This window comes from Pseudomonas sp. Xaverov 259, assembly GCF_019352915.1.
GTDB lineage: Bacteria > Pseudomonadota > Gammaproteobacteria > Pseudomonadales > Pseudomonadaceae > Aquipseudomonas.
The window spans coordinates 1-22,009 of the sequence record NZ_JAAAFV010000043.1 but is presented as its reverse complement, the minus strand read 5'-3'; the positions used below and the strand labels follow the sequence as shown (position 1 = coordinate 22,009).

General features: G+C 60.8%; 19 protein-coding genes. 14 read left to right on the top strand and 5 right to left on the bottom strand.

Features of this window, described 5'->3' with window-relative positions:
* Nucleotides 1-188 precede the first annotated feature (188 nt).
* Together K0H48_RS20640 and K0H48_RS20635 are read right to left on the bottom strand one after the other, a co-directional pair.
* Entirely contained in the window at nt 189-1,472 is a 1,284-nt protein-coding gene (locus K0H48_RS20640; protein WP_219268941.1) for a Zn-dependent hydrolase, read from the bottom strand.
* Between the two features lie 157 nt (nt 1,473-1,629).
* Nucleotides 1,630-3,117, bottom strand: a complete 1,488-nt coding sequence (locus K0H48_RS20635) for an NCS1 family nucleobase:cation symporter-1 (RefSeq protein ID WP_219268940.1) — start codon at nt 3,115-3,117, stop codon at nt 1,630-1,632.
* Nucleotides 3,118-3,709: 592 nt separating this feature from the next.
* On the opposite strand from K0H48_RS20635, the gene hydA reads away from it, so the two are divergent.
* The 3 genes from hydA to preA all read left to right on the top strand — a co-directional run bounded on the left by hydA (nt 3,710) and on the right by preA (nt 7,940).
* Nucleotides 3,710-5,149, top strand: coding sequence for a dihydropyrimidinase (hydA, locus tag K0H48_RS20630; RefSeq protein ID WP_219268939.1), 1,440 nt, complete (start codon nt 3,710-3,712; stop codon nt 5,147-5,149).
* A gap of 149 nt (nt 5,150-5,298) precedes the next feature.
* Nucleotides 5,299-6,666 carry an NAD(P)-dependent oxidoreductase gene (locus tag K0H48_RS20625; RefSeq protein ID WP_219268938.1) on the top strand — a complete coding sequence of 456 codons (1,368 nt, stop codon included), beginning with the start codon at nt 5,299-5,301 and terminating at the stop codon, nt 6,664-6,666.
* The gene (gene preA / locus K0H48_RS20620; protein WP_099550008.1) at nt 6,666-7,940 is read left to right on the top strand and encodes an NAD-dependent dihydropyrimidine dehydrogenase subunit PreA; all 1,275 of its coding nucleotides are present in this window, start codon (nt 6,666-6,668) and stop codon (nt 7,938-7,940) included. Before K0H48_RS20625 ends, preA begins: the two co-directional genes overlap by 1 nt.
* A 130-nt stretch (nt 7,941-8,070) precedes the next feature.
* Here preA and K0H48_RS20615 read toward each other — a convergent pair whose 3' ends face one another.
* Nucleotides 8,071-8,691 carry a TetR/AcrR family transcriptional regulator gene (locus tag K0H48_RS20615; RefSeq protein WP_219268937.1) on the bottom strand — a complete coding sequence of 207 codons (621 nt, stop codon included), beginning with the start codon at nt 8,689-8,691 and terminating at the stop codon, nt 8,071-8,073.
* A gap of 187 nt (nt 8,692-8,878) precedes the next feature.
* Between K0H48_RS20615 and K0H48_RS20610 the strand changes: the two genes are divergently transcribed.
* The 11 genes from K0H48_RS20610 (at nt 8,879) to K0H48_RS20560 (ending at nt 18,711) form a co-directional block, all read left to right on the top strand.
* Nucleotides 8,879-9,742 carry a sensor domain-containing diguanylate cyclase gene (locus tag K0H48_RS20610; RefSeq protein ID WP_219268936.1) on the top strand — a complete coding sequence of 288 codons (864 nt, stop codon included), beginning with the start codon at nt 8,879-8,881 and terminating at the stop codon, nt 9,740-9,742.
* A gap of 75 nt (nt 9,743-9,817) precedes the next feature.
* Nucleotides 9,818-10,285: a GNAT family N-acetyltransferase gene (locus K0H48_RS20605; RefSeq protein ID WP_219268935.1), complete on the top strand. Its 468-nt coding sequence runs from the start codon at nt 9,818-9,820 to the stop codon at nt 10,283-10,285.
* Nucleotides 10,279-10,644, top strand: a complete 366-nt coding sequence (gene copC, locus K0H48_RS20600) for a copper homeostasis periplasmic binding protein CopC (RefSeq protein WP_099550007.1) — start codon at nt 10,279-10,281, stop codon at nt 10,642-10,644. Before K0H48_RS20605 ends, copC begins: the two co-directional genes overlap by 7 nt.
* A gap of 3 nt (nt 10,645-10,647) precedes the next feature.
* Entirely contained in the window at nt 10,648-11,505 is an 858-nt protein-coding gene (gene copD, locus K0H48_RS20595; protein ID WP_219268934.1) for a copper homeostasis membrane protein CopD, read from the top strand.
* Nucleotides 11,506-11,748: 243 nt separating this feature from the next.
* Nucleotides 11,749-13,011, top strand: coding sequence for an OprD family porin (locus K0H48_RS20590; RefSeq protein ID WP_219268933.1), 1,263 nt, complete (start codon nt 11,749-11,751; stop codon nt 13,009-13,011).
* A 232-nt stretch (nt 13,012-13,243) separates the two neighbouring features.
* The gene (locus tag K0H48_RS20585; protein WP_219268932.1) at nt 13,244-14,062 is read left to right on the top strand and encodes an NAD(P)-dependent oxidoreductase; all 819 of its coding nucleotides are present in this window, start codon (nt 13,244-13,246) and stop codon (nt 14,060-14,062) included.
* Nucleotides 14,063-14,092: 30 nt separating this feature from the next.
* A complete protein-coding gene (locus K0H48_RS20580) occupies nt 14,093-14,968 on the top strand; it encodes an SMP-30/gluconolactonase/LRE family protein (RefSeq protein ID WP_219268931.1) in 876 nt (291 codons plus the stop codon).
* A gap of 51 nt (nt 14,969-15,019) precedes the next feature.
* On the top strand, nt 15,020-15,982 hold the full coding sequence (locus K0H48_RS20575; protein ID WP_219268930.1) for a TRAP transporter substrate-binding protein: 963 nt from the start codon (nt 15,020-15,022) through the stop codon (nt 15,980-15,982).
* 64 nt (nt 15,983-16,046) lie between these two features.
* Nucleotides 16,047-16,574: a TRAP transporter small permease gene (locus K0H48_RS20570; protein ID WP_219268929.1), complete on the top strand. Its 528-nt coding sequence runs from the start codon at nt 16,047-16,049 to the stop codon at nt 16,572-16,574.
* Nucleotides 16,574-17,854, top strand: coding sequence for a TRAP transporter large permease (locus K0H48_RS20565; protein WP_219268928.1), 1,281 nt, complete (start codon nt 16,574-16,576; stop codon nt 17,852-17,854). The genes K0H48_RS20570 and K0H48_RS20565 overlap by 1 nt, the downstream gene beginning before the upstream one ends.
* Nucleotides 17,854-18,711 carry an aldose 1-epimerase gene (locus K0H48_RS20560; protein WP_219268927.1) on the top strand — a complete coding sequence of 286 codons (858 nt, stop codon included), beginning with the start codon at nt 17,854-17,856 and terminating at the stop codon, nt 18,709-18,711. Before K0H48_RS20565 ends, K0H48_RS20560 begins: the two co-directional genes overlap by 1 nt.
* 123 nt (nt 18,712-18,834) lie before the next feature.
* On the opposite strand, the gene K0H48_RS20555 is transcribed toward K0H48_RS20560, so the two are convergent.
* The gene (locus tag K0H48_RS20555; RefSeq protein WP_065931131.1) at nt 18,835-19,980 is read right to left on the bottom strand and encodes an HlyD family secretion protein; all 1,146 of its coding nucleotides are present in this window, start codon (nt 19,978-19,980) and stop codon (nt 18,835-18,837) included.
* Nucleotides 19,977-21,623: an MFS transporter gene (locus K0H48_RS20550; protein ID WP_017136435.1), complete on the bottom strand. Its 1,647-nt coding sequence runs from the start codon at nt 21,621-21,623 to the stop codon at nt 19,977-19,979. The genes K0H48_RS20555 and K0H48_RS20550 overlap by 4 nt, the downstream gene beginning before the upstream one ends.
* Between the last annotated feature and the right edge of the window lie 386 nt (nt 21,624-22,009).

The window sequence follows — 22,009 nt, the reverse complement described above, 5'->3', positions numbered from 1 at the left end:
CCCTGCGTTGGGCTGCGCAGCAGCCCCAATGTAGACACCGAGATGCTCCTGAAAGAACTCTGCGTCTGTTTTTTGGGGCTGCTGCGCAGCCCAACGCAGGGCAAGCCTGCTCGCCACAACAGCCCGCTTGCCACAGACTTTGTATTCAACAGAAGTTGCTTAGATACCTGTACTGCAATAGCGGCCTATCAGGCAGCAAGCTTCCCACTGGCAATCGCCGCCGATGCCGCCACCATTGCCCGCAACAACACCGCACACCCTGCCGCCAAATCATCCGGCGCGGCATTCTCGATTTCGTTATGGCTGATGCCACCTTCACACGGCACAAAAATCATTCCCGCAGGACCCAGTTCAGCGACAAAGATCGCGTCGTGCCCTGCCCCGCTGACAATATCCATGTTCGACAAACCCAACCCATTCGCCGCATCACGCACGGCGTCCACGCAGCCTTTGTCGAAGTACAACGGCGGGAAGTCAGCAGTGGGTTCCAGCTCGAACGTCAGCCCGTGCTTGGCACAGGTCTCGTCGATCACCGTGCGCACCTGGGCAATCATCGAATCCAGCCGCGCCGGTTCCAGGTGGCGCAAGTCCAACGTCATGCGCACTTCACCAGGGATCACATTGCGCGAGCCGGGATAGGCCTGCAGGCAACCAACAGTCCCACACGCATGCGGCTGATGCCCCAACGCCGCCGCATTCACCGCCGCCACCACGGCGGCCGCGCCCACCAGAGCATCCTTGCGCAGGTGCATGGGCGTCGGCCCCGCATGCGCCTCAACACCGCGCAGTTTCAGGTCAAACCACTTTTGCCCCAATGCCCCCAGCACCACGCCGATGGTCTTCTTCTCGTCCTCAAGAATTGGTCCTTGTTCGATATGCGCTTCGAAATACGCGCCCACCTTGTGGCCGCTGACCGGCCGCGTTCCCGCGTAGCCAATCGCATTCAACGCGTCGCCCACGCTGACGCCCTCCACATCGACCTTGGCCAAGGTATCGGCCAGGGTGAATTTCTCGGCAAACACGCCCGAGCCCATCATGCACGGCGGAAAACGCGAGCCTTCTTCGTTGGTCCACACCACCACTTCCAGCGGTGCTTCGGTTTCAATCTTGAGGTCGTTAAGGGTGCGTAGCACTTCCACACCCGCCAGCACGCCGAAGCAGCCGTCGAACTTGCCGCCGGTGGGCTGGGTGTCGATATGGCTGCCGGTCATCACCGGCGGAAGGTTGGGATTGCGGCCAGGGCGCCGGGCGAAAATATTGCCGATACCGTCGATGGTCACGGTGCAGCCGGCGGCTTCGCACCACTGCACAAACAGGTCGCGGGCCTTGCGGTCGAGGTCGGTAAGGGCCAGGCGGCAGACACCGCCCTTGGGCGTGGCGCCGAGCTTGGCCAGGTCCATCAGCGACTGCCACAGGCGGTCGCGGTTGATGTGCTGATGGGTCGATTGCAGAACGTCCAGGGCAGCGTTCATGGGGATCTCCTCAGGCTGTATTTTTTATGATTTAACTCGATCCAATGTGAACCGAGCTTGTGTGGGAGCTGGCTTGCCTGCGATACAGGCGACTCGGTATTCCCGCCGAACCGAGGTGATGCAATCGCAGGCAAGCCAGCTCCCACAGTAGCCGCATTTACAAAGGTGATTTGGCAGCGACCGGGCTGATGCGGCGCTTGGCGTTCAGGCCGTAATACAACACCCCACCCAACGCCGAGCCGGTGAACCAGCCATAGCTGTAAAACCAACTGAACGCGTCACTGCTCAGCGACAGCAAGGTCAGCACCACCGGCACGCCGAAGGCCACAAAGCCGCTCCAGTTCCACGCCGGGTACACGTCGTCGCGGTACAAACCGGCCAGGTCCAACTGCTGTTTGCGGGTGATGAAGTAGTCCACCACCATGATCCCGGCTATCGGACCGAGCAGGCTGGAGTAGCCCAGCAACCAGTTGGAATACACGGTTTCCAGGCTCACATCCGAGACGATCAGCCCGAGTTTTTTCAGCAGTTCGTGGGCCATCAATGCCAGCCCGACCAGGCCGGTGAGGATCACCGCCGTGGTGCGGTTGATCAGCTTGGGCGCGATGTTCTGGAAGTCGTTGGTGGGCGAGACGATGTTCGCGGCAGTGTTGGTGGACAAGGTGGCGATGATGATCAGCGCCATGGCGATGGCCACCCACACCGGGCTCTGGATATGCCCGATCAAGGTGACCGGATCGGAAACACTCACGCCCACCAGCTTCACCGAGGCGGCAGTCATGATCACGCCCAGGGCAGCGAACAGGAACATGGTCAGCGGCAGGCCGAAAATCTGCCCGAGAATCTGGTCCTTCTGGCTTTTGGCGTAGCGGCTGAAGTCGGGAATGTTCAGCGACAAGGTGGCCCAGAAACCGACCATCGCAGTGAGCCCGGCCATAAAGTAACCGGTGAGGCTCGCGCCTTCGGGGCGCTTGGGAGGAATCGCCATCAGTTCACTCAGCGACACATTTGGCATCGCCCACAACAGCAAGCCGATTCCCACCGCCACCAGCAGCGGTGCCGACAAGGTTTCCAGACGCTTGATCGACTCGGCGCCACGCAGCACCACCCACAAATTCAAGGTCCAGAAAATCATGAAACCGATCACTTCACCGGTGCCGCCGAGGGACTTCCAACCTTCGAAAATCGAGCCCAGGAACAGGTGAATCGCCAGCCCGCCGAACATCGTCTGGATACCAAACCAGCCACAGGCCACCAGCGCCCGAATCAGGCACGGCACGTTGGAACCGAGGATGCCAAAGGACGAACGCAACAGCACCGGAAACGGAATGCCGTACTTGGTGCCCGGGAAGGCGTTCAGGGTCAGCGGGATCAGCACCACGATATTGGCCAGCAAAATCGCGATCAGCGCCTCGCCCACCGACAGCCCGAAATAGGCGGTGAGCACCCCGCCCAGGGTGTAGGTCGGCACGCAGATCGACATACCGACCCACAGCGCGGTGATGTGCCACTTGTTCCAGGTTCGCTCATGCACCTTGGTCGGTGCCATGTCGTGGTTGTAGCGCGGGCTGTCGAGGACGTCGGGGCCGGCGTCGAGTTCATACAGGCCGTTACGCTCAATAACTTGCGATCTGTTCTGTTGCATGGCCGCTCCACGGTTTTTTTAAAATTATTGTTGCTCATCCAACGCTGGGCGCCGGATGGCCGGAGTACCTCGTAAACAACATGACATCACGGGTTCGGCCAGCCGTCACTGCACTCAAAATCCGTGCCGATAACCAACTCTGAACCCGCACCGCTTATATAACTGGCTGATGTTTATCAGCTTTCCGATTGTGCCCTGGGTACTTATCGCCTTACTCAGGCTAAATAACGCGAAAGTTGCCCGAACTGTCAGGACTCAATCTGGTGCAACACAATTATTTTTATTTACCCACGCCGTCAAGCGGCATGTCTCAAGCGTCTGATTTGCAATAAGAAATGTTGCTCAATTTGAGAACCTGTCAAGTGCGTCAAAATGGTGAAGGGGCGCTACATTTTGGTGATTTGTAATATTTTTCTTTTAAAATCATGTAGTTAAAATAGATATAAGCTTAATAAAAATCTTCTTGCTCATTCGAAAAACTCGGGCTAATTTCTATTCCTGTCACTGATGACAGGATTAAACCCTGCATCGGCAAGCAGCATTACAACACTTAGAACTGGCACAAGCCGGTCAAGCCTGTGAGGAACTCGACATGTCGCTGTTGATCCGTGGCGCCACCGTTATTACCCATGATGAAAGTTACCGCGCCGATGTGTTGTGCGCAGGCGGTCTAATTCGCGCTATTGGCACGAATCTGGAGGTTCCCGCCGGCACTGAAACACTCGACGGCAGCGGCCAATACTTGATGCCCGGCGGCATCGACCCGCATACGCATATGCAACTGCCCTTCATGGGCACCGTGGCCAGTGAAGACTTTTTCAGTGGTACGGCAGCAGGTCTGGCAGGTGGCACTACTTCGATCATCGACTTTGTGATTCCCAACCCGCAGCAATCGCTGATGGAAGCCTTTCACCAGTGGCGCGGCTGGGCGGAAAAATCCGCCTCCGACTACGGTTTTCATGTGGCGATCACCTGGTGGAGCGAGCAGGTGCGCGAGGAGATGGCCGAGCTGGTCAGCCACCATGGCATCAACAGCTTCAAGCACTTTATGGCCTACAAGAACGCGATCATGGCGGCGGACGACACCCTGGTCGCCAGCTTCGAACGCTGCCTGGAATTGGGCGCGGTGCCGACGGTGCACGCAGAGAACGGCGAGTTGGTGTATCACCTGCAACGCAAGCTGATGGCCCAGGGCATTACCGGGCCGGAAGCGCATCCGCTGTCGCGTCCGTCCCAGGTGGAAGGCGAAGCGGCCAGCCGCGCCATTCGCATCGCCGAGACCATCGGCACGCCGTTGTATCTGGTCCACGTGTCAACCCAGGAGGCGCTGGATGAAATCACCTACGCCCGCGGTAAGGGCCAGCCGGTCTACGGCGAAGTGCTGGCCGGGCACCTGCTGCTGGATGACAGCGTGTACCAGCACCCCGACTGGCAAACCGCCGCCGGCTACGTGATGAGCCCGCCGTTTCGCCCACGTGGGCATCAGGAGGCACTCTGGCATGGCTTGCAGTCCGGCAACCTGCACACCACCGCCACCGACCATTGCTGCTTTTGCGCCGAGCAAAAAGCCGCCGGCCGTGACGACTTCAGCAAGATCCCCAACGGCACCGCCGGTATCGAAGACCGCATGGCACTGCTGTGGCACGAGGGCGTGAATACTGGGCGGCTGTCGATGCAGGAGTTCGTCGCGCTGACGTCCACCAACACCGCGAAGATTTTCAATCTGTACCCGCGCAAAGGCGCGATCCGCGTGGGCGCCGATGCAGACCTGGTGCTGTGGGACCCCGAGGGCACGCGCACGATTTCGGCCAAGACCCACCATCAGCAAGTCGACTTCAACATCTTCGAAGGCAAGACCGTGCGCGGCGTGCCGAGCCACACCATCAGCCAGGGCAAGCTGGTGTGGGCCGATGGTGATTTGCGCGCCGAGCGCGGTGCCGGGCGGTATGTGGAACGGCCGGCGTACCCGGCGGTGTTTGAGCAGTTGAGCAAGCGGGCTGAGCATTCCAGGCCCACTGCCGTAAAGCGCTGAACATACAGCGCACATGATCGTTCCCACGCTCTGCGTGGGAATGCAGCCAGGGGCGCTCTGCGTCCCAAAAGCGGACGCAGAGCGTCCAGTGAGGCATTCCCACGCAGAGCGAGGGAACGATCGCCCAAAAAAACCGTGAGGCCAAAACCGTGATCCAGACCCTGACCCACCTACCCCATCCCCATGAAGATGGGCCGACGCTCGCCAGCCACTTCACCGACCTGGCGCCGCCCCTCAACGCCCGACAGGCCCAACTGGAGGCCTCGCGCTGCCTGTATTGCTACGACGCGCCGTGCGTGAATGCATGCCCCAGCGAAATCGACATCCCTTCGTTCATCCGCAATATCCACACCGAGAACGTGCAAGGCGCCGCGCAGAAAATCCTCTCGGCCAATATCCTCGGCGGCAGCTGCGCCCGCGTCTGCCCCACCGAGATCCTGTGCCAACAAGCCTGCGTGCGTAACAACGCCGAAGAGTGCGCGCCGGTGCTGATCGGCCTGTTGCAGCGCTACGCCATCGACAACGCGCACTTTCGCGAACATCCGTTCCAGCGCGCGGCACCGACCGGCAAACGCATCGCCGTGGTCGGCGCCGGGCCTGCGGGTTTGGCCTGCGCCCACCGCGCCGCGCTGCATGGCCATGACGTGGTGATTTTCGAAGCACGGGAAAAAGCCGGCGGCCTGAATGAATACGGGATCGCCAAGTACAAGCTGGTAGATGATTTTGCCCAGAAGGAGCTGGATTTCCTGTTGCAGATCGGCGGCATTGAAATCCGCCACGGCCAGCGCCTGGGTGGCAACCTGACCTTGAGCGAACTGCACCAGCAATTCGATTCGGTATTTTTGGGCCTGGGCCTTGCCGCCAGTAAGCAGCTGGGCTTGCCCCATGAAGACGCACCCGGCCTGCTCGCCGCCACCGACTATATCCGCGAACTGCGCCAGGCCGATGACCTCAGCCAACTGCCGTTGGCCGACCGCTGCATCGTGCTCGGCGCCGGTAACACCGCCATCGACATGGCCGTGCAAATGGCCCGCCTCGGCGCCCGCGATGTGAACCTGGTGTATCGCCGTGGCTTGGCCGATATGGGCGCCACTCACCATGAACAGGAGATTGCCAAGGCCAATCAGGTGCGGCTGTTGACCTGGGCTCAACCGGACGAAGTCTTGCTGGATGATCAAGGCCGTGTACGCGGCATGCGCTTTTTGCGCACGCGCATGGACAACGGTCGCCTGCAGCCTACGGGCGAGACCTTTGAACTGGCCTGCGACGCGATCTTCAAAGCCATCGGCCAGGGTTTTGACAACGAGGCACTGCACGACCCGTTGGCCCAGCAACTGCATCGCGTGGGCGAACGCATCTTCGTCGACGAACAGCTGCAAACCAGTATCCCAGGCGTCTATGCCGGTGGCGATTGCGTCAGCCTCGGCCAGGACCTCACCGTACAGGCGGTGCAACACGGCAAGCTGGCCGCCGAGGCCATGCACGCCCAACTCATGCTGAACGTGGAGGCTGCGTAATGGCCGATCTCTCGATTGTATTCGCCGGTATCAAAGCCCCTAACCCGTTCTGGCTGGCCTCCGCGCCGCCCACCGACAAGGCCTACAACGTGGTCCGCGCCTTTGAAGCCGGCTGGGGCGGTGTGGTGTGGAAAACCCTAGGTGAAGACCCGGCGGCGGTCAACGTCTCGTCACGTTACTCAGCGCACTACGGTGCCAACCGTGAAGTACTGGGTATCAACAATATCGAGCTGATCACCGACCGTTCCCTGGAGATCAATCTCAAGGAAATCACTCAGGTGAAAAAGGATTGGCCCGACCGCGCCCTGATCGTGTCGCTGATGGTGCCGTGTGTTGAAGAATCCTGGAAAAACATCCTGCCGTTGGTGGAGGCCACCGGCTGCGATGGTATCGAGCTGAACTTCGGCTGCCCCCACGGCATGCCCGAGCGCGGCATGGGCGCGGCGGTCGGCCAGGTGCCGGAGTATGTGGAACAGGTGACGCGCTGGTGCAAGACCTACTGCTCGTTGCCGGTGATCGTCAAGCTCACGCCGAACATCACCGATATACGCGTGGCGGCACGCGCGGCGTATCGCGGCGGCGCGGATGCGGTGTCGCTGATCAACACCATCAACTCCATCACCAGTGTGGACCTGGAGCGCATGGTCGCGCTGCCGGTGGTGGGCACGCAAAGTACCCATGGCGGTTATTGCGGTTCGGCGGTCAAGCCGATTGCGTTGAACATGGTCGCCGAAATCGCCCGCGACCCGCAGACCCAAGGGCTACCGATCTGCGGCATCGGCGGCATCGGCAATTGGCGTGATGCGGCGGAATTTGTCGCACTGGGCTGTGGCGCAGTGCAGGTGTGCACGGCGGCGATGTTGCATGGGTTTCGGATAGTGGAAGAGATGAAGGACGGGCTGTCGCGGTGGATGGACAGCCAGGGTTACGCCAGCCTGCAGGCATTTTCCGGGCGGGCGGTGGGCAATACCACGGATTGGAAGTACCTGGACATCAACTATCAGGTGATTGCCAAGATCGATCAGCAGGCGTGTATCGGCTGCGGGCGTTGCCATATTGCCTGCGAGGACACCTCACACCAGGCGATTGCCAGCTTGAAACAGGCGGACGGCACGCACAAATACGAGGTGATCGATGATGAGTGCGTCGGCTGCAATTTGTGCCAGATCACCTGCCCGGTCGCCGATTGCATCGAGATGGTGCCAATAGAAACGGGCAAGCCGTTTTTGAACTGGACGCAGGATCCGCGTAACCCTTACCGCGAAGCTGTGTAGACCAGATCGTTCCCACGCTCCGCGTGGGAATGCAGCCAGGGACGCTCCGCGTCCCAAGAGCGGACGCAGAGCGTCCAGTGAGGCATTCCCACGCAGAGCGTGGGAACGATCATTAGCCCCACCACGCACCTCAAGGCTCCAAGCCAATCCCACGCAAAATCACACTGGTCACCGTCTGAATCGCCTTCTCGAACTGCATATCCGACAACGGCTGGTGATCATTCAAAATTTTCACCTGATGATCAAAGTCCGCATAGTGCTGGGTCGAGGCCCAAATCATATACAACAGGCTTGAAGGCTCCACTGGCAGGATGCGTTTGTCTTCTACCCACTGACGAATTTTCGCCTCCTTCATCTTGGCCCAGTCGTACAGGCTTTCATCCAGCGCCTCGCCGAGGGTCGGCGCGCCGTGGATGATTTCATTCGCCCAGACTTTCGAACCATAGGGCCGCGTGCGCGAGCGCTGCATCTTGGCGCGGATATAACTGCTGAGCACCACGCGTGGGTCATCGAAGGTTTCAAAGCTCAGGGCGTCCTGTTTCCACAGGTCCAGCAGGTCGAACAGCACCGCGCTGTACAGCTCGCTTTTGGTGGTGAAGTAGTAATGCAGGTTGGAGCGCGGCAGTTGCACTTCTTCGGCAATGTCGGCCATGGCCGTGCTGCCATAGCCCTTCTCAGCGAAGACTTTCTCCGCCGCCAGCAGGATTTTCTCGACGTTGCTGCGCCGGATGCCGATCTTGTGATTGCCCATGGATGGTGGAGCCCCAGTCACTTTTAAATACAATTCATTTTCAAGCATCACATCATGAACCGCTTCATTAGGCTACACGCCGTTGATCGCGAGATTAGCGCCAGCGCCGCAAAGCCCGCAGTATTGCAAGGCGTCAGCCTGGGTGATCGGGCTATGATCGGCGCATCTGAACCGGACACCCTGACCTATGGCCGTTGACCTGCACGCCCTCTACCCGAAATTGATCCACCTGATGCTGGACACGGTCTTCGTGGTCGACAGTGACAACCTCATCGTTTTCGTCAGTGATGCCTGCGAAACCCTGCTCGGTTACCGCGCCGACGAACTGACCGGCACCGCCATCACCGACTACATGCACCCCGAAGACCTGGCGCGCACCCGCGCCTCGATTGTGCGGGTGATGAATGGCCGGCCCCACGTGGATTTTCGCAACCGTTATATCCGCAAGGATGGCGGTGTCGTACATATCCTGTGGGCGGCGTTCTGGTCCGAAGAAGTCGGCGCGCGCATCGGCGTGGCGCGCGACGTCACGGCGCTCACCCAGGCCGAGGAGGAACTGCGCTTCCTCGCCCACCATGACCCGCTGACGGCGCTCACCAACCGTTCGTTGTTCAACGATGGCCTGGCGTCGGCCCTGCACACCGCACGGCGTGATAACACCCGGCTGGCGTTGCTGTTTCTGGACGTCAATGACTTCAAGGCCATCAACGATGTGCATGGCCACGCGGTGGGCGATCGCGTGCTCTGCGTGATTGCACGGCGGCTGGAACGCTGCGTGCGTGACAGCGACCTGGTGGCGCGCATGGGCGGTGATGAATTCACGGTGTTGCTGACCGATGTGCAGTCACACGAAACGGTTAGCGGCAAAGTGGCGCAGATACTCGCGGCCATGGCCGAGCCGCTGGGCGCTGAGTTTGGCCCGGTCAAGATGCCGTCGTGCAGTGTGGGCGTAGCGTTTTACCCGGCCGACGGAGTGGACGCCGATACCCTGCTCAGCCACGCAGACAGCGATATGTACCGGATAAAAAGGCTGCGGGTGGCCGCCGAGTGATGAAACTTCCTACGCGAACCTTCCCCACCAAAAACGGATTGGTTAGGATCTCGGTCCACTTGAAGGATCATTGCAATGACTATTCGACCTCGCGTGGCCGCCGACGACCCGGTGCTCGGAGCACTGTGGGAGCGCTCGGTGCGAGCCACCCATGACTTCCTCCCCGAGGATGACATTCAGCGTTTGCTGCCGCTGGTGCGCGACACCTACCTGCCGATGCCGGCCCTCGACGTGTGGGTGTATGAAGACCACCACGGCATCGCCGGCTTTATCGGCACTGGCGGGAATAACGTCGAAATGCTGTTTATCGACCCCGAGCGCCGTGGCCAGGGCGTCGGCCGCCAATTGCTCGACCATGCCCGCGCCCGTCACGACACGCTGACCGTGGACGTCAACGAACAAAACCCACAGGCCGTGGGTTTCTATCTGCATTACGGTTTTATCCAGGTCGCGCGCTCGCCGCTGGATGGCGAAGGCAAACCCTTTCCCTTGTTGCACATGGCATTACCGACTCTCTCACCTGAAGGTACTGAACAATGTTGATCAAGAAAGCCCTCACCACCGTCACCCTGCTCGCCTCCCTGCTGGGCGCCTCGGCAGCCTTCGCCCACGCTCACCTCAAAAGTTCGACACCGGCGGCCGACAGCACGGTTGCCGCGCCCGCCGACCTGCGCCTTACCTTCAGCGAAGGTGTCGAGGCCACGTTCACCAAAGTGTCCCTGAGCAAAGACGGCACCGAACTCGCGATCAAAGGCCTGGAAACCCCGGACGCCGACAAGAAAACCCTGGTGGTCACACCCGCCGCGCCGCTGGCCGCGGGTAACTACAAAGTGGTGTGGAATGCGGTTTCGGTCGACACCCACAAGAGCAACGGTGAATACAGCTTCAAGGTCGGCCAATAACCCATGGCAACCCTGCTGGTGCTGTGCCGCTTCGTGCATTTCATCGTCGTGCTGTTGATGTTCGGGGCCTGTGCCTTCAGGCCCTGGCTGCTGGGCAACGAAGTGCAACCGGCACTCGACCGGCAACTGCTGCGCATCACCCGCGCCCTGGCCTGGCTGGGGTTGTTCTCCGGCGTGGCCTGGCTGCTGTTGATCACCGCCAGCATGGCGGGCAGTTGGGACGCGGCGCTGCAACCGGCCACGGTGCAGTTGGTGCTGGGCAAAACCTTTTTCGGCCAGGTGTGGGCCTGGCATCTGTTGCTGAACCTGCTGCTGGTGGTGGTGCTGCTCAAACCCTGGCCGGCGTTGCGCCTGCCGTTGAGCGCATTGCTGCTGGCGACGCTGGCACCGGTCGGCCATGGCGCCATGCTCAATGGGCTGAGCGGGCAATTGTTGATCCTCAACCAAGTGGTACACCTGGTGTGCGTCGGCGCCTGGCTGGGCGGTTTGCTGCTGCTGGTGCTGATCCTGCGGCTGTCACCAAGGCCTGCGCTGGAGCCGATCCTCAAGCGCTTCAGCGGTGTGGGTTATGGCCTGGTTGCGGGTTTGCTGGTGACGGGTTTGATCAATGTTCGCGTGCTGACCGGGCAGCTGTGGCCCACGCCGCTGTTTAACGGGTTTGCGTTGATTCTGTTGATCAAGGTGCTGCTGGTGTTGGGTATGTTGGCGCTGGCGCTGCTGAACCGATTGCGAATCGAACGCTGCGAGGAGCGACTGGGCAGTTTGAAGGCCAGTGTGATGCTCGAATGGTTGCTGGGTATTTCAGCAGTAGCCGCGGTGTCCCTGCTGGGCACCTTGCCGCCGATGGTGATGGCTGGTTAAAGATCTCTGTGGGAGCTGGCTTGCCTGCGATTGCATCAACTCGGTGTACCTGCGAGACCGCGGTGTCTGCATCGCAGGCAAGCCAGCTCCCACATTGACCTTACCCACTTTTTATCGATGCCGGCCTAGTCATCGTATAACTTCCGCTTGACAGACCCCGAAAACCCCGCAAATATCCCTCGCAATGTTGTACGACAACGTATAACAAATAATAAAAACAACAAAACGAAAGGGAGCTTCACTGTGCCTCAATTCGCCCGCAATTCCTCCTCGCGTATCGGTCTTATCAGTTTCAGCAGCTTGGCACTCGCCCTGCCCCTCTGTGCCCAGGCCGAGGGTTTTCTCGACGATGCCAAAGCCACGCTAAACCTGCGCAACGCCTACTTCAATCGCAACTTCACCAACCCCACGTACCCACAGGCCAAGGCCGAGGAATGGACGCAGAACTTCATCCTCGATGCCAAATCCGGTTTTACCCAAGGCACCGTGGGCTTCGGGATTGACGTGCTGGGCCTGTATTCGCAGAAGCTCGATGGTGGCAAAGGCACCGGCGGTACCCAACTGTTGCCGCTCAACGGCGATGGTCGCCCCGCCGACAACTTCGGGCGCTTGGGCGTGGCACTGAAAACCCGGCTGTCGAAGACCGAACTGAAAGTCGGCGAATGGATGCCGGTGCTGCCGATCCTGCGCTCAGACGACGGGCGTTCGTTGCCCCAGACCTTCCGTGGTGGCCAGGTCACCTCCAATGAAATCGCTGGGCTGACGCTTTATGGCGGCCAGTTTCGCGGCAACAGCCCGCGCAACGATGGGAGCATGGAAGACATGTTCATGAACGGCAAAGCCGCGTTCACTTCCGATCGTTTCAACTTCGGCGGCGGCGAATATGCCTTCAACGACAAACGCACCCAAGTGGGCGTGTGGTACGCCGAACTCACCGACATCTACCAGCAGCAGTACCTGAACCTGACCCACAGCCAGCCGGTCGGCGACTGGACCTTTGGCGCCAACCTCGGCTTCTTCAATGGCAAGGAAGACGGCAGCGCGCTGGCTGGCAACCTCGACAACAAAACCTATTCCGCCCTGCTCTCGGCCAAATACAAAGGCAACGCCTTCTATGTGGGCCTGCAAAAACTCACCGGCGACAGCGTGTGGATGCGGGTCAACGGCACCAGCGGCGGCACCCTGGCCAACGACAGCTACAACGCCAGCTACGACAACGCCAAGGAAAAATCCTGGCAGATACGCCATGACTTCAACTTCGTGGTGCTCGGCATTCCCGGGCTGACCATGATGAACCGGTATATCAGCGGCAATAACGTACACACCGGGGCCATCACCGACGGCAAGGAATGGGGTCGCGAGTCGGAGCTGGCCTACACCGTGCAGAGCGGCACGCTGAAGGATCTGAATGTGCGCTGGCGCAACTCGACCATGCGTCGGGATTTCAGCAACAACGAGTTTGATGAAAATCGGATCTTTGTCAGCTACCCGATCTCGTTGCTCTAGGGCTCGATCTACAAGCAAAAGAAGATCCCTTGTGGGAGCGGCGGTGCGACGATTCGACTTGCTCGCGAATGCGGTGGGTCAGCCAATAAATCTGTAACTGACACACCGCATTCGCGAGCAAGCCCGCTCCCACATTTGATCTGACTTGCCTGCAAGAATGTTGACAACCTCGGGAATCCCTAACACTATTTCACCAAGTCATACGACAACCTACAACAACAATGGAATTCCCATGACCACCACCACAGCCGTTCCATTCAACCGCCTGCTGCTCACCGGCGCCGCCGGCGGTTTGGGCAAAGTCTTGCGCGAACGCATGCGCTCTTATGCCCAGGTATTGCGCCTGTCGGACATCGCCAACATGGCCCCGGCGGCCGGCGCGTTCGAAGAAGTGCAACCCTGTGACCTGGCCGACAAACAAGCCGTGCACCAGCTGGTGGAAGGCGTCGATGCCATCCTGCATTTCGGCGGTGTGTCGGTGGAGCGCTCTTTCGAAGAAGTGCTGGGCGCCAACATCAGCGGCATTTTCCATATCTACGAAGCTGCCCGTCGCCATGGCGTGAAACGCGTGATCTTCGCCAGCTCCAACCATGTGATCGGCTTTTACAAGCAGGACGAACACATCGACGCCCACTCCCCACGTCGCCCGGACAGCTACTACGGCTTGTCCAAATCCTACGGCGAGGACATGGCGAGTTTTTACTTCGACCGCTACGGCATCGAGACCGTGAGTATCCGCATCGGCTCCTCGTTCCCGGAGCCGCAGAACCGCCGGATGATGCACACCTGGCTGAGTTTCGATGACCTCACCCAACTGCTCGAGCGTGCGCTGTACACGCCGAATGTCGGCCACACCGTGGTCTACGGCATGTCGGATAACCTCGACACCTGGTGGGACAACCGTTACGCCGCGCACCTGGGTTTTGCCCCCAAGGACAGCTCCGAAGTGTTCCGCGCCAAGGTCGAAGCCCAGCCGCCCGTGGCCGCCGACGACCCCGCCGCGGTCTACCAGGGCGGCGCGTTCTGCGCTGCAGGGCCGTTCGGTGACTGAACGCACATCAACCCAAGGGAATGAGTTGCCATGACCGCTGAACTGATCGTCGACGCCCGCAATGCCGTGGGCGAATGCCCGGTGTGGCTGCCGCAGGAAAACGCGCTGTACTGGGTGGACATCCCCAACGGCGGCCTGCAACGCTGGGACGCCGCCACCGGCCACGTCGCCGCCTGGAAAGCCCCGCAGATGCTCGCCTGTATTGCCCGCACCGACGCGGGCAATTGGGTCGCGGGCATGGAAAGCGGGTTTTTCCAACTCACCCCGCATCACGACGGCAGCCTCGACACCACGCCTCTGGCGAGCATCGAGCACCCGCGCCCGGACATGCGCCTCAACGATGGCCGTTGTGATCGCCAGGGCCGTTTCTGGGCTGGCAGCATGGTACTGAACATGGGCCTGAATGCGGCCGAAGGCACCCTCTACCGCTATGCGTCAGGCACCGCGCCGCATGCGCAACTGAACGGGTTCATTACCCTCAACGGCCTGGCCTTCAGCCCTGACGGCCGCACTATGTACGCCTCGGATTCACACCCGCTGGTGCAGCAGGTCTGGGCGTTCGATTACGACATCGACACCGGCACACCGTCCAACCGCCGCGTGTTTATCGACATGCATCAGTTCCTCGGGCGCCCCGATGGCGCGGCAGTCGACGCCGAGGGTTGCTACTGGATCTGCGCCAACGACGCCGGGCTGGTTCACCGCTTCACCCCGGATGGCCGCCTGGACCGCTCCCTCAGCGTGCCAGTCAAAAAACCCACCATGTGCGCCTTCGGCGGCAGCCGGCTGGACACCTTGTTCGTCACCTCGATCCGTGATGACCACAGTGAACAGTCGGTCGCCGGCGGCGTGTTTGCCCTCAACCCCGGCGTCAGCGGATTGCCGGAGCCTACATTCACCCTCTAGCTGCATCGCTGTGCCTTGAATACAACAACAATAAGACAGGAGTGACACCCCATGGACTTCAAACGCACCTTGCTCGCCGCTGCATTCTTTACCCTCAGCACCGCCGCCCACGCGCTGGAAATCAAGTTCGCCGACATCCACCCCGCCGGCTACCCCACCGTCGTCGCTGAACAGAACATGGGCAAGGCCCTGACTCAAGCAAGCAACGGCGAACTGACCTTTAAATACTTCCCGGGGGGTGTGCTGGGCTCGGAAAAAGAAGTGGTCGAACAGGCCCAGGTCGGCGCGGTGCAGATGACCCGCGTCAGCCTCGGTATCGTTGGGCCGGTGGTGCCGGACGTGAACGTGTTCAACTTGCCGTTCGTGTTCCGCGACCAGGCGCATATGCGCAAAATCATCGACGGCGAGATCGGCGATGAAATCCTCGCCAAGATCACCGACTCCGAGTTCGGCCTGGTGGCCCTGGCCTGGATGGACGGCGGCACGCGCAACCTCTACACCAAGAAGCCAGTGCGCAAGATCGAAGACCTCAAGGGCATGAAAATTCGCGTCCAGGGTAACCCGATCTTCATCGAAGCCTTCAACGCGATGGGCGCCAACGGCATTGCCATGGACACCGGCGAAATCTTCAGCGCCTTGCAGACCGGCGTCATCGACGGCGCGGAAAACAACCCGCCGACGATGCTGGAGCACAACCACTTCCAGAACGCCAAGTTCTACACCCTCACCGAACACCTGATCCTGCCCGAACCCATCGTGATGTCGAAAATCACCTGGAACAAACTCACACCCGCCCAGCAAGACCTGGTGAAAAAAGTTGCCAAGGTCGCCCAGGCTGACGAGCGCGCGCTGTGGGACGCCAAGTCTGCGAGCAGCGAGGAAAAGCTCAAGAAGGCTGGCGTCGAGTTCATCACAGTCGACAAAAAACCCTTCTATGACGCCACCGCAGCGGTTCGCGCCAAGTACGGTGCGGCTTACGCCGACATCATCAAGCGCATCGACGCAGTCGAGTAATCACCCTTCCCTCCTGTAAGGCCCGGCGCGGTCGGCATCGACGCGCCCGGTTACGGTGAACGCCATGAAGAATTTAGTGCTGCGCATCAACGACCGCATTTACATGACCTGCATCTGGGTCGCCGGCCTCTCGGTGCTCGGGGTCGCGCTGATCATTCCCTGGGGCATCTTCGCCCGCTACATCCTCGGCACCGGCGCAAGCTGGCCGGAGCCCACCGCCATCCTGCTGATGCTGGTGTTCACTTTTATCGGCGCGGCGGCCAGTTACCGTGCCGGCGCGCACATGTCGGTGGCCGTGGTCACCGACCGCCTGCCACCGCGCCAACGGCAAATCGTCGGGTTTATCGCGCAACTGCTGATGGCCACCATCTGCCTGTTCATGACCGTCTGGGGCACCAAGCTGTGCCTGTCCACCTGGAACCAATTCATGAGTGCGATCCCCACCCTGCGCGTGGGCATCACCTATATGCCGATCCCGATTGGCGGGCTGCTGACGCTGGTGTTCGTGCTGGAAAAACTCTTGCTCGGTGACCAGAGCCAGCGCCGCGTGGTGCGTTTCGACCTGGTTGAAGAAAACGAAGGGGCTGCCTGATGGACGCATTGATGCTGCTGGGCAGTTTTATCGCCTTGATCCTGATCGGCATGCCGGTGGCCTACGCCCTCGGGCTGTCGGCGCTGATCGGCGCGTGGTGGATCGACATCCCGTTCCAGGCCTTGATGATTCAGGTGGCGGGCGGGGTGAACAAGTTTTCGCTGATGGCGATTCCGTTCTTTGTGCTGGCCGGGGCGATCATGGCCGAGGGCGGCATGTCGCGCCGCCTGGTTGCTTTTGCCGGGGTGCTGGTGGGTTTCGTGCGCGGTGGGCTGTCGTTGGTGAACATCGTGGCGTCGACGTTTTTTGGCGCGATTTCCGGCTCGTCAGTGGCCGATACTGCCTCGGTCGGCTCGGTGTTGATCCCGGAAATGGAACGCCGGGGCTACCCGCGCGAGTTCTCCACCGCCGTCACGGTCAGTGGTTCGGTGCAGGCTTTGTTGACGCCGCCCAGCCATAACTCGGTGCTCTACTCCCTGGCGGCCGGCGGCACGGTCTCGATTGCCTCGCTGTTCATGGCCGGCGTGGTGCCTGGGTTGTTGATGAGCGCGTGCCTGATGGTGCTGTGCCTGATCTTCGCGAAAAAACGCAACTACCCCAAGGGTGAAGTCATCCCGCTCAAGCAGGCGCTGAAGATCGCCGCCGATGCGCTCTGGGGCCTGATGGCCATGGTGATCATCCTGGGCGGCATCCTCTCGGGTATTTTCACCGCCACCGAGTCGGCCGCGATTGCCGTGCTGTGGGCGTTCTTCGTGACCATGTTCATCTACCGCGACTACAAATGGCGCGAGCTGCCCAAGCTGATGCACCGCACGGTGCGCACCATTTCCATTGTGATGATCCTGATCGCCTTTGCCGCCAGCTTCGGCTACATCATGACCCTGATGCAGATCCCGGCAAAAATCACCACGCTGTTCCTGACCCTGTCGGACAACCGCTACGTGATCCTGATGTGCATCAACGTGATGCTGCTGATGCTCGGCACGGTGATGGACATGGCACCGCTGATTTTGATCCTCACCCCGATTTTGCTGCCGGTCGTGCTGGGTATCGGCGTCGACCCGGTGCATTTTGGCATGATCATGCTGGTGAACCTCGGCATCGGCCTGATCACTCCGCCAGTGGGCGCAGTGCTGTTTGTGGGTGCGGCGGTGGGCAAGGTCAGTATCGAGAAAACCGTGGCGGCGCTGCTGCCGTTTTATGCGGTACTGTTCCTGGTCTTGATGGCGGTGACGTACATTCCCGCGCTGTCACTTTGGTTGCCGCATCTGGTGCTCTGATGATTGAACTTGAAGACAACCTGACTCAGCTCACCCTGGCCCCGGACGTGGGTGGCAGCCTCGTCAACTGGACGGTGCGCGCCACCGGGCAGCCGCTGTTACGTCATAGCGACGAACACGCCGTGAATACCGGTTTGCCGGGCAAGCTCGCATGTTACCCGTTGGCGCCGTGGTCCAACCGGGTTGCCCAAGGCGGTTTCGACACCCCTGACGGCTGGCTGCCACTCACGCCCAACAGCCCGCTCGACCCGCTGCCGATTCACGGTTCGGCCTGGCAACAGGCATGGCAGGTGGTGCGACAGACGGCGGATGAAGTGGTGCTGGAGGTGGTGTGTGAGACGCCGTTTGCCTACCGCGCCGAGCAGCGGTTTTGCTTGCGTGGCGGCGAACTGAGTATCGAATTGCGCGTGACGCACCTGGCCGAAAAAGCCGCGTGGCATGGCTTGGGATTGCATCCGTATTTGCCGCGCAGGCCGGGCACGCGGTTGCAGGCCAAGGCGGATCAAGTGTGGATGAGTGATGCATCCAAGCTTCCGACAGGGTTGGTGGCGGTGCCCGCCGAATGGGATTTCACTCAGCTCAAAGGGTTGCCAGAAGGCCTGGTGGACAATGGGTTTTGCCAGTGGGACGGGCATTGCCGCATCGAACAACCGGAGCTGGGCTATGCCCTGGAATGCCAGGCCAGCGGCGCCGATTACTACCTGCTGTTCTGCCCGCCGGGGTTGGGGTTCTTTTGCATCGAGCCGGTGAGTCATCCGGTGAATGCGCATCACCTGCCCGGGCGGCCGGGGCTGAAGCTGCTAGAGCAAGGCCAATCAACCCAACTCGATTTCAAGCTGAAATACCAAACTTTGTAATCCCACAAAACCCTGTGGGAGCCGGGCTTGCCCGCGATGCCGGTGGATCAGTCAGCACACCTGGACCTGATAAACCGCTATCGCAGGCAAGCCAGCTCCCACATTTTTTTGATCGGCGTGGTGTCAAGGCGGGCTGTTTTTCAGGCGCCCCGCCGTGTCGATACTCACCACCACCGACAACCCCGGCCGCAGGCGCTCGCTCTCGGCCTGATCCGGGTCCACCGTAATCCGCACCGGCACCCGCTGGGCGATCTTCACAAAGTTGCCGGTGGCGTTATCCGCCTGCAGCAGGCTGAACTCCGAGCCGGTTGCCGGGGAAATATGCTGCACCGTGCCGTGAAACTTGCGGTGGTTCAGTGCGTCCACGGTGAAGGTCACCGGCTGGCCGACCTGCACATTGTCCATCTGGGTTTCTTTCATATTGGCGATCACCCACAACTGCGGCGGCACCAGCGCCATCAACTGCGCGCCGGAGTTGACGTAGGCGCCCAGGCGCACGCCGATCTGCCCCAGCTGGCCGTCACGTGGCGCAATGATGCGGGTGTTGGACAGGTCGATACGCGCCAACTCCACCGCCGCATCGGCACTGGCCACCGCCGCTTCCAGGGAGCCGCGATTGACGATCACGGTTTGCAGGTCCTGCCGGGCGATTTCCAGGTTGGCCTGGGCCTGAGCCACCGCCGCGATGGTCTGGGCATTCGCGGCGCGGGTCACGTCCAGCTCGCGCTTGGACACCGATCCATCGCTGATCAACTCTTCATTGCGGCGCAAGTCAGCAGTGCTTTTGCGCGCCTGGGCCTGGCTGTCCACCAGCGCGGCCTGGCGCAGTTTGATGGTGGCTTCGGCGCTGTTACGCTGCTGCACCACATTGGCCAAGGAAGCTTTCTGCACCGCCAACTGCGCCAGCGCCTGGTCAAGACGCTGCTTGTAGATGCGGTCATCCAGGCGCACCAGCAAGTCGCCGGCCTTGACGTACTGGAAGTCCTGCACCGGCACTTCATACACGTAGCCGCTCAGTTGCGGGCCGATAATCGTCACCTGGCCGCGCACCAGGGCGTTCTCGGTGGTTTCCACCGCGCTGCTGAAAGGCGGCAATTGCCAGGCATACAGCACGATCAACACACCGACGATGGCAATCGCGGCAAAACCCAATGACGAGACGATGCGCACCCGCAACGAGCGCGGTTCCGTTACGCTGGAGCCCGGTGGTGGCGTGCCTTCCGGGGTGGAGGCGATGGCGTTGGTGGTAGTGGTGGTGGTTTCGGTCATGAAGTAACGCCGCTGGGTTGAACGGGAGGGGCTGCTGCTTTGGTGGTGCTCATCAGCCACAGGCTGCGGGTGAAGATCCAGAGCATGGTGAGGATCGCGATGATCGCGATCAACATGAACACATCGTTGTAGGCCATCACATTCGCCTCGCGCGTGGCCGCGGTGGCCAGGCTGCGAATGCCCATGAGGTTACGCAGTTCCGGGTCGGCGATCACGCCGCCGTAAGCCGAGCCGCCGCTCTGCACCCGCGCCGCCACGCGTGGGTCCAGCAGGGTCAGGTGTTCGACGATCATGCTGGAATGGTATTTCTCGCGCACGATCTGGAACGTGCCCAGCAACGCCGCGCCAATCAGGCCGCCGAGGTTCTGACAGATGCCGAACATCACCGAGAAACTCACCAGGTTGCGCGGGTTGGTCAGTACGTTTTTGGTGCCCAGCACCATGGTCGGCCCCAGGAAGAAGGTGCCGCCAAAGCCTAGCAGGAACTGGCTGATATACAGGTTTTGCGGGCGGGTCAGGTTGCTGGAGAAGCTGTCCATCACGGAGCCTGTGGCCATCAGCGCCAGGGAGATGATCAACGGCATCAGCAGGTGCGCCGGGTTGATCGTCAGCGCGCTGACCACCAGCCCGGCAATCGCCCCGGCCAGCATCACCACGTAGAGGGTGTGCATCTGCTGGTAGCTCATGTTCAGCATCTGCATAAAGCCCACCGCGCCAGTGGACTGCTCGGACAGCACCATGCGAATCAGCACCACCGCCAGCGCCAGGCGAATCATCGCCCCGCTGCCAAGCCAGCGTGTCATCAACATGGGGTTGGCGCGGTTATGCTCGATGGCCAGGCCGGCCATGATCAGCACCAGCGAACAGGCTGAGGCCACGCCGATCCAGGGCGCTTCCAGCCACCAGTCGATACGCCCCAACGACAGCACCGCACAGAGCAACGCCACGCCGCTGGCAAGGATGGCAAAGGTGAGGAAGTCGAGCTTTTCAAAGGTTTTAAAACGGTCGCCGGGCGGCAGTTTGAGCATGAACACGCAGCCCAGGCAGATCAGCGCCATGCCCAGCTCGAACAGGTACAACCCGCGCCATTCGGCAATTTGCAGCAAGTCTTCGGAGAACAATCGCGCCAACGGCAATGCCAACTGCGCAGTACCGAGCCCGAGCACCAGAGCTTTCAGGCGCCACTTGGCCGGGAACGCCTGGATCATGTAGTACAAACCCAACGAACTCAGCGCCGCACCCACCATGCCGTGGGCCGCCCGCACTGCGATGGCGGAGCTGAGGTCGTTGACGAACAAGTGGCCGAAGGTCACCAGCGCATACAGCACCAGGAACACCTCGGTAAACGCGCGTAGGCCGAACTGCTGGCGAAACTTCACCAGCAGCAAGTTCATGCACACGTTGGTCATGACATAAGCAGCCGGGAGCCAGGCCATTTCGGCGGTGGTGGCGCCCAGTGCGCCTTGCAGATATTGCAGGTTGGCAATCACCAGCGCGTTGCCGAGCCCGCCGGTAATTGCCACCAAAATCCCGACCAATGCAAACAGCCAGCGCTTGTGCGTAGGGTGCAGCGGCGTCGACGGCGAGCCGGGCAAGCTCGGCCGCTCATGGGGTTGCCAGGTGTGGGGGGTGTATTTATCCATTGCATGACCTTGATGAGCCGACGTGCAAGGTCGGTAAATCCGTTACTCAGGGACCAGTAAACCTGAGAGGCGTTCATCTTGCCATGTCTCGTGGGGGCACGGTCAAAACTGTGGGAGCTGGGTTGTCTGCTTTGGCGGTTTGTTGGTGGACATATCCGTTGTTGTGGTGATGGCCACTTAGGGTTCCGCCCTGACGGCGGGTCACTTTTGGCAAACGCCCGGAATGCCGGCCCAGCCAAAAGTAACCAAATGTATGGTCTGTGCCCCACCACTCGGCACCTCGCTTGGGCTCGGTGTGCCCTCACTCCGGCTTAAATCCGTGGGCCGCCGCGATGGGCCATCCTTGGCCCAGCGCGGCTAACCCGGCGTCCTGCCGGGTTACCCAC